This window comes from Paenibacillus flagellatus (assembly GCF_003217775.1).
Taxonomy (GTDB): domain Bacteria; phylum Bacillota; class Bacilli; order Paenibacillales; family NBRC-103111; genus Paenibacillus_AB; species Paenibacillus_AB flagellatus.
In genome coordinates this window covers 1-14,733 of record NZ_QJVJ01000010.1, presented here as the reverse complement: position 1 = coordinate 14,733, position 14,733 = coordinate 1, and the positions used below count along the sequence as shown (strand labels likewise).

The window sequence follows — 14,733 nt, the reverse complement described above, 5'->3', positions numbered from 1 at the left end:
TCCTACCGGACCCGCCTTTTCGCAGGCGTGCTTATGCGGATGCCGTGCTTTCGGCGTTTTCCGCCCGGGGCCTCCACCTTCTGGGGACAAAAAAGGCTCCCCTTCGAGTCGGGGAGCCTTTCAGGGACCGGTCGGCTTTCGAAGATTCAGCCGATCAGCTTGGACCGTTCCAACAGCCGGCGGACGATAACGGCCGTCTCCGCCCGGGTAATGCTCGCTTTCGGCGCGAGCCTGTTCCCGTCTCTGCCCGTTACGACACCGGAGTGCACGTTGTCGGCCACACTCGCGAGGGCCCATTGCGACACGGAGCCGGCGTCGGCGAATGGCTCCAATACCGTTCCCGGGTCGGCCGGTTGAAGCGTCCCGGACAGCCCGCTCACCCGCATGGCGTTCGCGATCATCTCCATCGCCTGCTCGCGGGTGATCGCCTCCTGCGGACGGAACGTCCCGTCCTCGAACCCGTGGATCAAATCGAACGAAAGGGCGGTCCGGACCTCGCCCGCATACCACTCGTTCCCTGTCACGTCTCGGAACGCGGCCTCGGCGTTTTCGGTCCTCAACCCGAGCCCCCGCGTCAGGATGGCCGCGAACTCCGCTCGGGTAACGGCCCGGTCGGGCTCATAGAGGTCGTCGCCGACACCGGAAACGACGAGACGCGAACCCATGTCGTTCACGAGCGGCTTCGACCAATGGCCGGCGACGTCGACGAACGCCATAGGGTGCGAGACGACGGCGAACGTGCCGTTATCCAAGCTGCCGATCTTGGCGAATCGCTTGCCGGCGTCGTCGACGAGCCGCGTCGGCGCGTGGCGGACTGTGTCGTCCGCTTGGAGGGCGACGCCGGTTGTGGCCGGGCTAACGCCGGTCTCGGCCGTTACCGCGATCTCGCGCTCCACGTAGCGTTCGAAGGCGGGCACGTCCGCCGTGCGTTCCCCGGAAACGCCTCTCACGGTAAAAGCGAAAGGCTTCGAGACGGGCGGCGTACCGCTGCGGACGAGCGCGTCTTCCGCGGCTTTCTCCCGTTCGGCCGGAAGACGGGCGACTTCGATCTGCACGTCGAGCTTCCCGGGCTCGGCGCCTTGGCCGACCTTCTCCGCCAAGGCGTTCACGTCGAGAAAGCCGGACGGAAGCCGGTAAGACGCTTCTGCGGTCTTCACGACGACGGTCGTCCCCAGCTCCGCGATCTCGCGGAACAGCTCGCCGTTCAGCTCGCCGATCGCCGCATCCGTCGGCTGCTCGAACGGAATCGTGACGACCGCATTCCGTCCCTCCGTCCGCAGCTTTTCTTTCAGCCGGACGGCATCGATCGCGATTTTCGTCGACGTCCGCCCTTGCGCCGTCTCCCGGGTTCGCATGCCCGCGCGTACGGGTTCATCGTTTACGTAGACGATCACTCTGGGATCCTCCGCGTACCAGGAGTACGAGCCGGAGGAGTTCGAACCGGAATCGGCTTTCGCCACAGCAGCGGTCGGCGCGCTCTCCGCCGCCAGCCCCGTCCGCGCTCCGGTCGCGGCGACCGGCATCGCCTCGAACGTGATAAACTTGCCTTCGTAAGCGCTCGTCGGCACCCACGTCTTCCCGGTCGCGCCGGGGATGGCCGCCTTGTTCGTCCCGGCCGCGTCGTCCGACGCATACCACCGATACGCGCTCGCGCCTTCCCGATCGTATTCCGCGTCCGAGTAAGCGTAAAACCCCGTCAGCGTCCGCCCGACCTGCGCCGTGCCGCTGATCGAGACGCCTCCCGCGACAGGCGCCGCGTTGTTGGCGAAGTACATCACCGTCGCTTTTTTCCCGTTCGAGTCGTCCATAAAGGCCATGTAAGGCGTTCCGTTGTCGACGACCAATGAATTGAAGAACGTCCGGCTTTCGGAAAAGGCCGGGCTGCCGACGTCCGTCCACGACGTTCCGTCGAATCTCTTGACCGTCGCCCGCAATGCGATGCCGTCGATATCGTCCTGGTAGCCGACATACAGCTCCCCGTTCGACAGGTAGAGCTTCACGTATTGGGCACCGCCCGTCGAGAACCCCGGCGTGCCGACGGGTACCCACGAACCGGCGCCTCCGTCATATTTCATAACCGTTGCCTTCCATCCGAGCGACTTATCCATATACGCCGCATAAGGCGTGCCGTTATCGACGACCAGGGACAGGTCCGACACCGTGTCGGCCGATAATCCCGGGGGACCGACGGCGCTCCAGACACCCGAATCGTACTTCATGACCGTTAACCGGCTTTGATTCGCACGATCGCGAAAGGCCACATACGGCGTGCCGTTATCCAGGGCTAAAGAAGGAAGCGCGATCTGATTCCCGGAGAACCCCGGACTCCCGACGTTCACCCAAGCGCCGCCGTCGAATCTCATGACCGTCGCCCTGTACCCCAAGCCCTTGTCCACAAAACCGACGTAAGGCGTGCCGTTGTTGAACGCCAGCGACAATTCCAGCGCGAGATCCGAACTGAACCCGGCGGCGCCGATGTACTCCCACGCCGTACCGTTGTAGGTCATGACCGACGCGCGATGTCCGTTGGCTTCGTCTTGAAACGCCAGGTAGAGCTTCCCGTTATCGATTTGCAACGAGAGAAACTCCGCCGAGCCCGCGGTAAAACCGGGAGCGCCCACGTATTCCCAGTCGCCCTGGCGGTAGGTCATCACGGATGCCCGATTGCCGTGAGCGCCGTCCATGAAGGCCACGTAAGGCGCGCCGCCGTCAACCTGCAGCGAGGTATAGATCGCGGTGTCCTCCGTGAAGGCGCGCGCCCCCACCGTGTACCAGTCCGGCCCCGTCGCCACGGCGCCGGTCGGAGCGCTGACCGTCGCCGTTCCCGTCGGCGTACCCGTTGCGGCGGCCGGCGTCACTTCGAACGAGATGAACTTGTTCATCTCGTCCCGCGTCAACGTCAGCGACGTCCCCGTCGCCCCCGGAATGGGCGTCCTGTTCCTTCCGTCCGCCGAATTCGCCGCGTACCAGCGGAACGAGGTCGCCCCTTCCGGGTCGCCCTCCGGATCCGAATACGCATACGTACCGGTCAGCGTCCGGCCCACCTGCGCCGTACCGGCGATCCCGACCGCGGTGACCGTCGGCGCCCCGTTGCCGACCGTAAAGGCCACCGGGGCGGCTTCGAACCACGGATGGACGGAGTCTTTCGCCGATACCCGGAGCGAATAGGCGCCTGACGGCACCCCCGTCAGCGGCAGCATCCGGTCGATCGGCTGGTCGAGTCCCGAGGCATAGACGCTGTAGGTTACGCTCGTAACCGTTGCTCCCCCGCCGTCCACAATGTCGTACCGGACCGACAGCTCCTCGCCCGCGCTGAAATCCGACACGGTCCCCTTCACGGGCAGCGATCCGGCGTAGACGGGCGAAGACAGAGGCTCTACCGTAAGTTTCGGCGCGAACGCCTTCAAATACGGCGTCGTCTCCCCGTCCCGAATCCCCCATACGCCCGCGAAATCCCACCCCGCGTAAGTGCTTTGCGCATTCATGGCCGCGGTTGCGACGCCGGTTCCGCCGGCGCTTGCCGGCAGATTGCCGACATCCCAATAAGACGAAACCGTCGTTCCGTTCCACGCGGCGCCGATCAGCCCGCCCGAGGACGTCCCTCCCGCGACCGGGCCGGAAGCGTATGCGCGGCGGATTTGGACGAGCGTCGAAGCGCCGTCCCCTTCGCCGAGCAAGCCTCCGATCCCGTGCGTCACGCCCGTCACGCTGCCGGAGGCGAACGCATTCTCGATAAGACCGGAGACCGCCATGCTGCCGACCAGACCGCCCGTGGCAAAAGCTCCGTTCACAGACGAGGTGGAGCATACGCCCGATACCGTGCTTTCACGAATCGCACCGGCTAAACCGCCGACGGCCCCTTGCCCGTTTACGGTTCCCGAAGTGCAAGCGTTTTCGACAACGCCGTTCTCCAGCATGCCGACCAGCCCGCCCGTGAAGTCTTTCCCGCGAATGTCCGCGGCCCCGAGCTGGACGTTGCTCAAGGTTCCGCCCTTCACATAACCGAACAGCCCCGCAAAGTCCGATAGCCCGCGGTCCACCTTCAAGCCGCGGATCGTATGTCCGCCGCCGTCGAACGTCCCGGTGAAGGGCGCCGCTCCATCGTTGCCGATCGGCAGCCAGCCCTTCCCGTCGCGATCGTGGTCGTAGCCGGCAAGATCGATATCCGCCCCCAGCTTGTACGAGGCGGCCAAATCGTTGCGGATATCCGACAATTCCTTCGCCGTCGTTACGATAAACGGATCGGCGGGCGTTCCTTGTCCCGCCATCGCCGCTTGCGCCGTCCGCACCCCTCCGCCGATCGGAAAGCAGGACGCCAGCAAAGCGACCAAGGTGATGAACATGAAAGGCCGATGAAATGAGCGCTTCATAAATCCCCCTCTGTTCCTGAAATCTGCCAAAATTCCCATGGCAATTCGTAGTATAGTCCTATCTTCTCTACTTTTCTATCTTTTTTTCTACTATTTTTTTCTAAATCTCGGCCCGAACGCGGCAAAAAAGCCGTTGACGGCGAATGCGCTTCGCTTTCAACGGCTGTGGGTGTCCCTATTGTAGAAAGAAGAGTAACCTCGCGGGGTAAACGCTCAACCGCAAAGGCCGGTTTACGGATCAAGCGGGAGTCCATCGAAACGGACGTCTCCGATCGAACGGCAAACGGTTGGAGGAACGGCCCGCCTCACCGCACCAGCTCGCTCAAAAACGACAGCCGGTAAATTTGCTTCGGCCGCCCCTTCGACTTGCCCTTCTCCTCGCCGATAATGTCGATCAGGCCGGAGTCGAGCCAAGCGAGCAAAAACCGGTGCGTGCTCCGCACCGTCACGTCGAGCACGGTGGCCAGCTCCTGCGCCGTGTAATCCGTCTTGCCGAAGCGGGTGACGTGCGCGACGAGCTTGCTCAAGTAGCCGGACGTCAGCCCCGCCTCCTCGGCCCGCTTCAGCAGGCTCGCGTCGATCAGCGACAAGTCGTATTCGTGTGGGTGCGTCATCTCGAGCGGTCCGATGACGCTCTTGTCCTCGCGCACGATGAAGCAGATGTCGCCACCGCTTTCCTTGGAGTTGCGCAGGGCGAGCCGCGCGTGCGTGCCCGCTTCGTTGGCGGAGCGGCCGAAGCCGATGCCGATGCTGAGCGACAGGCCGTAATATTTCTCCACGACGCGGGCGAGCGGAATCGACTTGTAGCCGCCCGTCTCCCGCTCGAAAATACCGCGCGTCGTAATGAACAAATATTCGTTCCCGCCCATATGCGTCAAATGCCCGTCCAGCGACTCGACGTACCCGAGCAGCATCCGGTGGATGTCGAGCTTGAGCCGCTGCACCTCGTGCTCGGACGTCTTCTTCTTCGCCAGCCGGTCGAATTCGTCCACATGGATGAAGCCGACGACGATTTGCGACTCCTTGCTTCGCCGCGATTCCGTCGACAGCAGCGACCGCTCGAGCGCGACGATGATGTCCTGATCCGTCGGCAGCACCCATTCGTTCGGAATGCCCATCTCCGTCAACGCCGCCGATACCGAGCCGACGCCCGTCAGCGCCGCCTTCGCCTTGCCGAGCCGATACTGCTCCGCGTGGAATTCGACGAGCGCGTCCTTCGAGACGAATTCGGAGCCGGGGTAATACGCCACCGCTTTGGACCGTTCGCCCAGCTCCTCGAACGCCCCCTCCACCGACTGCTTGGAGACGGTGTCGACCGACATTTCCTCGAGTCCGTGCCTTCGGCCGATCCGGAACAGCGCCCGGTACAGGCCGGTGCCGGACAGCCGCACGTAATGCACCGGAATTTTGAAATTCAGCTTCTGAACCGCAAGACGGTACGGTACGGGCCCGGAAAACAGCATCACCTCGACGTGGTCCATAATGTCCCGGGCCAGCTCGGGCGCCTCCTCCTCGCGCGAATACGACCGGGCGATCGGATCGAACGACGGAAACCCTCTCAAGCATTGGTTCATTTTCTCGACGAGCGGCTCGGGACCGATAATCCCGATGGCGATGCCTTTGGCGTACGGTGCCGTATTCGTATCGGCCATAGCTTTAAGCCTCCAGACGTGACTTGAGAAATCGTGTTGCGGCCGTCCGGCCTCCCGCCCGTCGGTCCGGGCCGGTCAGCCGGCGCTCAGCCGGTTCAGCGCGACGGATGCGAGCAAGGACGCCCCGAGCGGCAAGCATTCCTCTTCGATGCGAAACTTCGGATGGTGAAGACCGTAGGCGTTCTCCGCCCCTTCGCGGGGGCCGGAGCCGAGCCAGAAGAAGCAGCCGGGCACCTTTTGCAAATAGAGCGAGAAATCTTCCCCGGCGAGCGTCGGCGCCGCCTCGATCCGGTTGTCCGCGCCGATCGCGGCGTCGATCGTCCTCTCGACGTGCGCCACGCAGCGGTCGTCGCCGACGAGCACCGGCGTCAGCTCGATATAATCGACCGCCGCCTTGCACCGGTACGCCTCCGCGATTTGGCCGACGAGCCGGACGACGCGCTCCTTCATCGACGCCTGCACGCGCGGGGAGAACGTCCGGATCGTGCCGGTCATCGAGGCGCGGTGAGGGATAACGTTGTACGTGTCGCCCGCCTGTAGGCTGCCGATCGTCAGGACGACGGGGTCGAACGGGGAAATTTCCCGGCTGACCGCCGACTGCAGCCCCATGACGATGGCGGACGCCGCCACGACCGGGTCGATGCTTTGGTCGGGAATGGCCCCGTGGCCGCCCTTGCCCTCGAGCGTGATTTCGATCCGGTCGACGGAGCCCATGAGCGAGCCGTACCGGGTCGCCGCCTTGCCCGCCGCGAGCGTCGGCAAATTGTGCAAGCCGTAAATTTCGTCGACGCCGTCGAGCGCCCCCTGCTCGATCATGCTCCGCGCGCCTTGGTTGATCTCCTCGGCGGACTGGAACAGGAAGCGGACCTTGCCCGCGATCCGGTCCTTATGCCCGAGCAGGATGCGCGCCGCGCCGAGCAGCATCGTCGTATGCGCGTCGTGTCCGCACGCGTGCATGACGCCGGGACGCTGCGAGGCGTACGGCAAGCCGCTCTCCTCCTGAATCGGAAGCGCATCCATATCGGCGCGAAGCGCGATCGTCGGTCCCGGCTTCGCTCCGGTCAAATCGGCGACGATCCCGTGACCGCCTACGCCGGTCCGGACCTCGTAGCCCATCGCGCGCAGCCGCTCGGCCACCTTCGCCGCCGTCTCCGACTCTTGGAAGCTCAGCTCCGGATTGCGGTGCAAGTCGCGGCGGAATTCGACCAGCTCCGCCTCCATCCGTTTGCCGGAGTCGAGCAGCGGCTGCAGCAAGCTCGCTTGTGTCATCGGGTTCTCCTCCCTTGCCTCTCGTATAGATTATTCCGCGGTTTCGGTTTGCTTGGCCGCCGTCGTCTTGGACGAGCCTTTCCGGTACAGCTGGTCCATAATTTTCTTGCCGGTCGGCGTCTGGGCCAGTCCGCCCTTGGCCGTCTCCCGGTGCTTCTCGGGCATGCTCGAGCCGACCTCGAGCATCACCTGGATCACCTCGTCCGACGGAATGACGCTGCGGACGCCGGCAAGCGCCATATCCGCCGCCGCCAACGCGTTCACCGCCCCAAAGCCGTTGCGGACGATGCACGGAATTTCCACCAGCCCGCCGACGGGATCGCAGATGAGCCCGAGCGTGTTTTTGAGAGCCAGCCCGACGGCATGGGCCGCCTGCGCCGGCGTGCCGCCGCGAAGCTCGGTCATCGCGCCCGCCGCCATGCCGATCGCGGAGCCGACTTCGGCTTGGCAGCCGCCCTCGGCGCCGGAGACGAACGAATTGTTTGCGATGACGAAGCCGATGGCGCCCGCCGCGAACAGAGCGTAAGTCATCGTGTCGTCGTCCCAGCCGAACCGCTTCTGCGAGCTGACGAACACGCCCGGAATGATGCCGCACGAGCCGGCCGTCGGCGTGGCGATGATGCGTCCCATCGAGGCGTTCACCTCCGAGACGGCGAGCGCGTTGGCCATCGCCTCGGCGGCGACGTCGCCGACGGACGTCTCGTTGTCGGCCATATATTGCATCACCCGCTGGGCGTCCCGTCCGGTCAGCCCGCTGCGGGACGTCGTATCCTCGGTCAGTCCTTTGCGGACCGCCTCTTTCATGATCGCGTAGTATTCGGCCATCTTGCGGAATTCCTCCCTCTCGTCGCGGCCGGACTCCTTGGCCTGCTCCTCCAGCATGAGACGGCCGATCGATTTGTTCTCCCGTTCGCACAGCTCGACCAGCTGCTCCATCGTCCGAAACCTCATGGCGAAGCGCCCCCTTTGTTTGTCGTCAAATCGACAAGCCGGACGTCCCGCACCGTCGCGAGCTGCGCCACTTCCCGGACGACGTCGTCCGTCAGCGAGCTGTCGGTGTCGATGACGGTCAGCGCCTCGCCGCTCCGGCCTTTCCGGTCGACCGACATGTGGCCGATGTTTACGTTTTCCCGGCTCAATACCCGGGTGACGTCGGCGATCATGCCGGGCCGGTCGTCGTGGAGCACGATCAGCGTCGGATACATCGCGGTGAACTTGACGTCGAAGCCGTTCACGCCGAGCACCTCGATGTTTCCTCCCCCGATCGAAGCGCCGATGACGGTCGTTTCCCGGTCGCCGCGACGCGCGACGATTTTGGCCGTATTCGGATGCGGGAATTGTCCTTTGCCTTCCTTAAACGCGATGTCGACCCCAAGCTGCTCGGCGATCGAAAGCGAGGAGGGAATGCGCGGATCGTCGGTATCGAAATCGAGCAAGCCGCCGACGATCGCCAGATCGGTGCCGTGGCCGCGGTACGTGTCCGCGAACGACCCGTAGAACAGAATGTCCGCCTTCTCCGGCAAATCGCCGAGTATGTGGCGCGCGACTCGCCCGATCCGGACGGCGCCGGCCGTATGCGAGCTCGACGGGCCGACCATGGCCGGACCGATAATCGAGAAAACGTCTTTGAATCGCATGTGTCATTCCCCTCATTCGCGCCGCAAACGCTCAACTTCTCTATATTTTATTACAAACGGACAAAAACGGACAGCGCCAATTCACTGTCCGCTTTGCGTTTATCAATCGGCAAGCCATTCGTTCAAATGCTTCTTGACGAACTCGTCGTCGTTCAGATGCGGGTAGTCGCGGTACATCCGGTCGATCTCCTCCGATTGCCCCGGAGACAGCACCTCGTGCGGGTTCAAGCACCATGTCCCCTTCATGAGCCCTTGACGGCGGAGCACCTCGTGAATGCCCGGGATGCAGCCGGCGAAATTGTGCGCCGGGTCGAAGAAGGCCGCGTTCGTCTCGGTCACCTCGATGTTGCGCGTCAGCCAGTCGGCCGACAGCGTCGCGTCGTTGCGGACCGCCTTCACTTCCTCGAGCAGCTCGACCGCTTTTTTCGTCCAGACGCACCAGTGGCCGAGCAGGCCGCCGACGATCTTCTTCTCGACCGGCTTGCCGTCGACCTGGAACCGGTACGTCGTCAGCAGGTCGTTCACGATGTTGTCGTCGTTGCCGGTGTACAGGGCGATGTCGTCTCGGCGCTTCGAATACATAACCGCACGGACGACGTCGATCGTCTGGTACCGGTTGAACGGCGCAATCTTGATCGCGATGACGCCTTCGATGTCGGCGAGCTGGCGCCAGAAGTCGAAGCTGAAGATGCGTCCGCCGACGGAAGGCTGCAGGTAGAAGCCGATGACCGGAATCACCTCGGCGACCGCCTTGATCCGCTCGATATGCTCGGCCTCGCTCCAATCCTTCAGGCCGCCCATGCTGACGAGACCCGCGTCGTATCCGAGGCCGACGGCGATGCGCGCTTCGTTCAGCGCCTGCTCGGTCGGCCCGCAAATGCCGGCGACTTTCAGGAACGGCCGGTCCAGCTTCGCGCGGTCGACTTCCTCGGCGGCGAGGCGGAGCACCGGCTCGTACAGGTTATGCTGCGGCTCGCGGATTTCGAATTGCGTCGAATGGACGCCGACGGCGACGCCGCCCGCACCCGCCGCGATATAGTAACGGGTCAGCGCCCGCTGATGCCGTTCGTCCAGCTTCCGCTCCTCGGTCAGCGCGAGCGGCTGGGCCGGGATGACGAGGCCGTCGTGCAGCGCTTTCGTTTGCTCGGGACTTAAAGGTTTGCGGCTCATTCTTAGTATTTCCCCTCTCTTTCTTGGAAATGAGTCGGCTTGTTCCACGTTTTGCCGTCGATCTCGACCCATTCGGCGATCCAGTCGATCATCTGGAGAATGCTGACGCGCGGATAGCCGAACGTCTTATGCGCCTTGGAGCAGTTGCTGAGCAGCGCCGTGTCCGCTTCCTGGCCGATGATGTTCGCCTCGACGCCGAACCGCTTCGCGAATTCGTGCGCCACCCAGCGCATCGACAGCGTCTCCGGACCGGACATGTTGAAGACGGCGGGCGGCGTGCTGCACACGTTCAGGCAGCGGAGCGCCCATTCGTTCGCGTCGCCTTGCCAGACCACGTTGAAATGGCCCATCGTGACGTCGACCGGCTTGCCGGCTTTGACCGTTCTCGCGATTTCGAGCAGGACGCCGTAGCGAAGGTCGATCGCGTAGTTCAGCCGGTAAATCGCCATCGGGATGTTATACCGGTGCGAGAAGCTCTCGAACACGCGCTCGCGGCCGAGGCAGGACATCCCGTACTCGCCGTTCGCTCCCGGAGGGGTGGATTCGGTCGCACCGCCCGAAAAGACCGGGGTAAGCGGATACACGTTGCCCGTCGAGAACACGACGATGCGCGAGTTCCGGTATTTCTCGGCGACCCGGCCCGGCAAGTACGAGTTCATCGCCCACGTGAAATGCTCGTTGCCGGTCGTGCCGAATTTGTTGCCCGCCATGTAGATGACGTTTTTGACGTCGGGCAGCGCCTGCAGCTGGCTGTCGTTCAGCAGGTCGACCTGGATCGTCTCAATGCCGTCCGCCTCAAGCTCCGCCTTCAGCTCTTTGTCCGAAAACCGCGAGGCGCCGTATATTTTTTTGTGTACGCCCGCTTGCTTCAGCGCATTTTGCGCCAGACGCGCGAGGCTCGGTCCCATTTTGCCGCCGATGCCGAGCAGCATGATGTCCCCGTCGATCGCGGCGATGTCTTTCACGAGCGCTTCCGAAGGCTCCGCCAGTTTCGCTTCCAATTCCGCTATTGTTCTCATAAGTTCTCCCTTCGCATGACGAAATGATGGAGTTGCTACATTAAGCTTACGGCATCCCCGGAATAAAAGACAAGTCTATTAAATGTCTATAAAAGCGGTCCGATTCGAGCCGGCTCACGCTAGTCGTCCGCCTCGTAAAACGGAAAAAAATGGGGCATTCTAACACAGACGAATGACGCGGACGGCCGGTCTTTAAACGAAATTTAACTTTTCAACGGAGGCGGCGATCCACTATCATGTAGGGAACCGAACGATTCGCGAGTGGAGAGGCGTTAACGATGAGAAACGTATTGTATATCGAGGACGACCCGGATATCGGCAAGTGGGTGTCGGAGGATTTGGAGAAGCGCGGCTACGCCGTCCGGTGGCTGCTGTCGGGCGAAGGCGCCGCGGAGGAGGCGAGGCAAGCCGACATCGTCGTCCTGGACGTCATGCTGCCGGGGCTGGACGGCTTCTCGATCGGCCAGCGGCTGAAGAAGGCGTTTCCCCGGACGCCGATTTTGATGCTGACGGCCATGTCGTCGATGGCCGACAAGCTGCAGGGGCTGCAATTCGCGGACGATTATTTGACGAAGCCGTTCCATCCGGACGAGCTTGCCGCCAGACTCGAGGTGCTGCTGCGGCGATACGGCGAGCCGGCCGGGCAGGAAATCCGGATCGGGCATCTGATCGTGCGGCCCGATTTGCAGTCGGTAACCGACGGCCGGACGGGCGAGGAAATCGCGCTGACGGCGAAGCAGCTGCAAATTTTCATGTACTTTTTGAGACATCCGAACCAGATTTTGACGAAGGAGCAAATTTACGAAGCGGTGTGGGGAGAGCCTTATATGGAAGGCGACAAGACGGTCATGGTCCATATCCGGTATTTGCGGGAAAAGATCGAGATCGATCCGGGAGAGCCGGCCGTTCTCGAGACGATCCGCGGCATCGGCTACCGGGTGAGGCTATGAGGTTTCATCCGAGCCGTTCGCTGCTGACGAAATATGTGCTTATTATTATAAGTGCGCTCGTCATGGTGCCGTTCGCGCTGCCGATCGTGACGCTGCTCAGCTTCGCCCCGATTCAGCTGCTCGAGGGCGGCGTTCCCCGGCCGAAATATCCGAATGCGACGGAGCTCGAACGGCTGTGGCACGAGGAAGCGAAACGGCTGGACGGCGCTTCGGACGCTGCGATCGACGAAGCGCTGCGCCGGTTGAAGGAGCGCTATGCGGCGGCGGAGCTGTTCTGGGTCGACCGGACCGGGGCGACGCGGCTGCAGCTGCCGCCCAATCCGTCGATTCCCCCGGCATGGACGCCCGGCTATACGGTGCAGTTCATGAAGGAGCGGGTCGATGCCGATCCGTTTACCGTCGTCGCCTTTATCGGCGGGGACCCGAAGCAGGGCTTCATGACGCTGGCGATCCACCGTGCGGACATCCGGCCGGAAGGCCAGCGGATGCGGGAGCATTACGCGAAAATTTTCGCGGTGGGGTCGGCGGCGATATTGGGCGGCTTCCTCTTCCTCTCCCTCGTCTTCTTCAACCGGATCCGCCGGAGGCTCGTCCGGCTGCAGGAGGCGATGACGAGCGATTCGGGCAACGGGCTGCCCGGCACGATCCACGTGCAGAACGACGACGAGATCGGCCGGCTCGAAAGCACGTTCAACCAGATGGTCCGCAAGCTCGAGCGGAGCCGTCTTCGGGAAGCGGAGGAGGAGGCGCTGCGCAAAGATTTGATCGCCAAGCTGTCCCACGACTTGCGGACGCCGTTGACGGCGATACGCGGACATGCGTACAGCTTGCGCGGCGAGCCGTTGTCGGAGCGGGGGCGCGGGTCGATCGATCTGATCGAGCGCAAAATCGACTACCTCGGCCAGCTGATCGAGAATTTGTTCTCCTACACGCTGCTGTCGTCCGGCAAGTATCCGTACCGTCCCCGCCAGGTGGACATCGTCCGGACGGCGAAGACGCTGTTCGCCGGCTGGTATCCGGCGTTCGAGCAGGCCGGATTCGATATCGAGTCGGACCTTCCGGACGCGCCCGTTTACTGGGAGGCGGACACCGAATGGCTGGAGCGCGTGCTGGACAATTATTTCCAAAACGTGCTGCGCCACGCCAAATCGGGCCGCTACATCTACCTCGGCGTCTCGGCCGACGACGAGGGCTCGATTCGCATCGCCGACCGCGGACCCGGAATGGGCGGCGAGTCGGCGGAGAAAGGAGCCGGGCTCGGCCTGACCATCATCGCGCTCATGCTGAAGGAGATGAACCTCCGCCAGGAGATCGAAAGCTCGGCGGAGGGCACGACCGTCGCGATCCGGCCGAAGCGCCCTCCCGTTCGGGGATGGGCGGCCGATTGAGCGAGGGGCGCGGGGACGGCAGGAGACGGCGGAGCTGGCGCTGCCGCAGGCGCGGACGCGGAGACGGCGGAGCGGGCGCTGCCGCAGGCGCGGGCGCGGAGACGGCGGAGCCGGGTTCGCCCCCTGCCGCAGCGGCGGGCGGTCGCGGCGCTCTCCTTTCGCGGGGAACGCGGGTGTTGCGCGCGCCGTCGCCCTTTGCGGCATTGGTGGCCCGCTTGTATGCCGCAGCGCCAATTTAGCGGGAAAACCTCCCTTTACTTCGGGCGAACCTCGCGTTCACGGATGATTAGCGGGAAAACCTCCCGATAATCCGGACCGTTTGCGGGCATGGCGGCGTTCTCGTAATCATTAGCTGGAGGAATTCCGGCTAATGGGCCGAAACCTCGCCAAAGCCGGCTAATTAAGAGGAGCTTTTCCCGTTATTCCGATTCCGGCCGGTGTTGCGCGCGCCATCGCCGTTTGCGGCATTCCGACTCTACTACAGGCATTCCGACTCCTCTGTGGCCACACTGCCAATTTAGCGGGAAAACCTCCCTTTACTTCGGGCGAATCTCGCGTTCACGGATGATTAGCGGGAAAACCTCCCGATAATCCGAGCCGTTTGCGGGCATGGCGGCGTTCTCGTAATCATTAGCTGGAGGAATTCCGGCTAATGGGCCGAAGACTCGCCAAAGCCGGCTAATTAAGAGGAGCTTTTCCCGTTATTCCGATTCCGGCCGGTGTTGCGCGCGCCGTCGCCGTTTGCGGCATTGGTGGTCCTCCGTGGGCCGTATCAACAATTTAGTGGGAAAACCTCCCTTTATTTTGGGCGAATCTCGCGTTCACGGATGATTAGCGGGAAAACTGGACCTCTGTCAAGAAAGTGGACGCAGGATAACGGAGTTTAACCGATATTTTCGTAATAGTTTGCTTCAAATTGAACCGGCGAAACATACCCCAAAGAACCATGAATTCTTTTGCGATTGTAAAAGAACTCCATGTAAAAAAACTTCTTGCTGCGCTTGAGCTCTGGTCTTAAAGCGCGTACAGTAAATAAACTCTTTCTTCAATACGCTGTGAAAGGACTCGATGATCGCATTATCGTAACAATTGCCTTTACGACTCATACTTGCCTTCATCTTGTACTGGTTTAGCCTTGCGCGGTATTCGTCAGAGGCATATTGCGAGCCGCGATCCGAGTGGTGGAGCAAGCCCTTTGGTGGCCGTTGAGCCTCATAAGCCTGATCCAGCGCGGCAAGGACCAGGTCCGTCGTCATCCGGTCTGCCAGCTTCCAGCCT

At 62.8% G+C, this 14,733-nt stretch carries 10 protein-coding genes and 1 pseudogene; 2 read left to right on the top strand and 9 right to left on the bottom strand.

The genetic code is table 11. The annotated features are described in order from the left end of the window. Window positions 1-146: 146 nt before the first annotated feature. The 8 genes from DLM86_RS21325 to DLM86_RS21295 all read right to left on the bottom strand — a co-directional run bounded on the left by DLM86_RS21325 (window position 147) and on the right by DLM86_RS21295 (window position 11,117). The gene (locus tag DLM86_RS21325; protein ID WP_110842100.1) at window positions 147-4,370 is read right to left on the bottom strand and encodes an S-layer homology domain-containing protein; all 4,224 of its coding nucleotides are present in this window, start codon (window positions 4,368-4,370) and stop codon (window positions 147-149) included. Continuing rightward, on the bottom strand, window positions 4,367-4,624 hold the full coding sequence (locus DLM86_RS31785) for a hypothetical protein (RefSeq protein WP_146250268.1): 258 nt from the start codon (window positions 4,622-4,624) through the stop codon (window positions 4,367-4,369). Before DLM86_RS31785 ends, DLM86_RS21325 begins: the two co-directional genes overlap by 4 nt. Window positions 4,625-4,675: 51 nt before the next feature. Next, window positions 4,676-6,022 (bottom strand): helix-turn-helix domain-containing protein, encoded by a 1,347-nt coding sequence (locus tag DLM86_RS21320; protein WP_110842099.1) that lies wholly within the window; start codon window positions 6,020-6,022, stop codon window positions 4,676-4,678. Between the two features lie 75 nt (window positions 6,023-6,097). Beyond that, complete coding sequence (locus DLM86_RS21315) at window positions 6,098-7,291, bottom strand: M20 metallopeptidase family protein (RefSeq protein ID WP_110842098.1); 1,194 nt, start codon at window positions 7,289-7,291, stop codon at window positions 6,098-6,100. A 30-nt stretch (window positions 7,292-7,321) separates the two neighbouring features. Then, on the bottom strand, window positions 7,322-8,242 hold the full coding sequence (gene sdaAA / locus DLM86_RS21310) for an L-serine ammonia-lyase, iron-sulfur-dependent, subunit alpha (RefSeq protein ID WP_110842097.1): 921 nt from the start codon (window positions 8,240-8,242) through the stop codon (window positions 7,322-7,324). Further along, window positions 8,239-8,928, bottom strand: coding sequence for an L-serine ammonia-lyase, iron-sulfur-dependent subunit beta (sdaAB, locus tag DLM86_RS21305; protein ID WP_110842096.1), 690 nt, complete (start codon window positions 8,926-8,928; stop codon window positions 8,239-8,241). The genes sdaAA and sdaAB overlap by 4 nt, the downstream gene beginning before the upstream one ends. Before the next feature lie 102 nt (window positions 8,929-9,030). Further along, entirely contained in the window at window positions 9,031-10,098 is a 1,068-nt protein-coding gene (locus DLM86_RS21300) for a dihydrodipicolinate synthase family protein (protein WP_110842095.1), read from the bottom strand. Window positions 10,099-10,100: 2 nt separating this feature from the next. Beyond that, on the bottom strand, window positions 10,101-11,117 hold the full coding sequence (locus tag DLM86_RS21295; RefSeq protein WP_110842094.1) for an NAD-dependent epimerase/dehydratase family protein: 1,017 nt from the start codon (window positions 11,115-11,117) through the stop codon (window positions 10,101-10,103). A gap of 278 nt (window positions 11,118-11,395) precedes the next feature. Between DLM86_RS21295 and DLM86_RS21290 the strand changes: the two genes are divergently transcribed. Continuing rightward, the gene (locus tag DLM86_RS21290; protein ID WP_110842093.1) at window positions 11,396-12,067 is read left to right on the top strand and encodes a response regulator transcription factor; all 672 of its coding nucleotides are present in this window, start codon (window positions 11,396-11,398) and stop codon (window positions 12,065-12,067) included. Beyond that, window positions 12,064-13,455, top strand: a complete 1,392-nt coding sequence (locus DLM86_RS21285; RefSeq protein WP_110842092.1) for a sensor histidine kinase — start codon at window positions 12,064-12,066, stop codon at window positions 13,453-13,455. Before DLM86_RS21290 ends, DLM86_RS21285 begins: the two co-directional genes overlap by 4 nt. An 883-nt stretch (window positions 13,456-14,338) precedes the next feature. Here DLM86_RS21285 and DLM86_RS21280 read toward each other — a convergent pair. Beyond that, a pseudogene (locus tag DLM86_RS21280) lies at window positions 14,339-14,733 on the bottom strand (IS3 family transposase); the annotation flags it as partial.

Coding starts and splice junctions, on each gene's coding strand:
- DLM86_RS21325 (WP_110842100.1), bottom strand. CDS start 4,370: ATGAAGCGCTCATTTCATCGGCCTTTCATGTTCATCACCTTGGTCGCT.
- DLM86_RS31785 (WP_146250268.1), bottom strand. CDS start 4,624: ATGGACTCCCGCTTGATCCGTAAACCGGCCTTTGCGGTTGAGCGTTTA.
- DLM86_RS21320 (WP_110842099.1), bottom strand. CDS start 6,022: ATGGCCGATACGAATACGGCACCGTACGCCAAAGGCATCGCCATCGGG.
- DLM86_RS21315 (WP_110842098.1), bottom strand. CDS start 7,291: ATGACACAAGCGAGCTTGCTGCAGCCGCTGCTCGACTCCGGCAAACGG.
- sdaAA (WP_110842097.1), bottom strand. CDS start 8,242: ATGAGGTTTCGGACGATGGAGCAGCTGGTCGAGCTGTGCGAACGGGAG.
- sdaAB (WP_110842096.1), bottom strand. CDS start 8,928: ATGCGATTCAAAGACGTTTTCTCGATTATCGGTCCGGCCATGGTCGGC.
- DLM86_RS21300 (WP_110842095.1), bottom strand. CDS start 10,098: ATGAGCCGCAAACCTTTAAGTCCCGAGCAAACGAAAGCGCTGCACGAC.
- DLM86_RS21295 (WP_110842094.1), bottom strand. CDS start 11,117: ATGAGAACAATAGCGGAATTGGAAGCGAAACTGGCGGAGCCTTCGGAA.
- DLM86_RS21290 (WP_110842093.1), top strand. CDS start 11,396: ATGAGAAACGTATTGTATATCGAGGACGACCCGGATATCGGCAAGTGG.
- DLM86_RS21285 (WP_110842092.1), top strand. CDS start 12,064: ATGAGGTTTCATCCGAGCCGTTCGCTGCTGACGAAATATGTGCTTATT.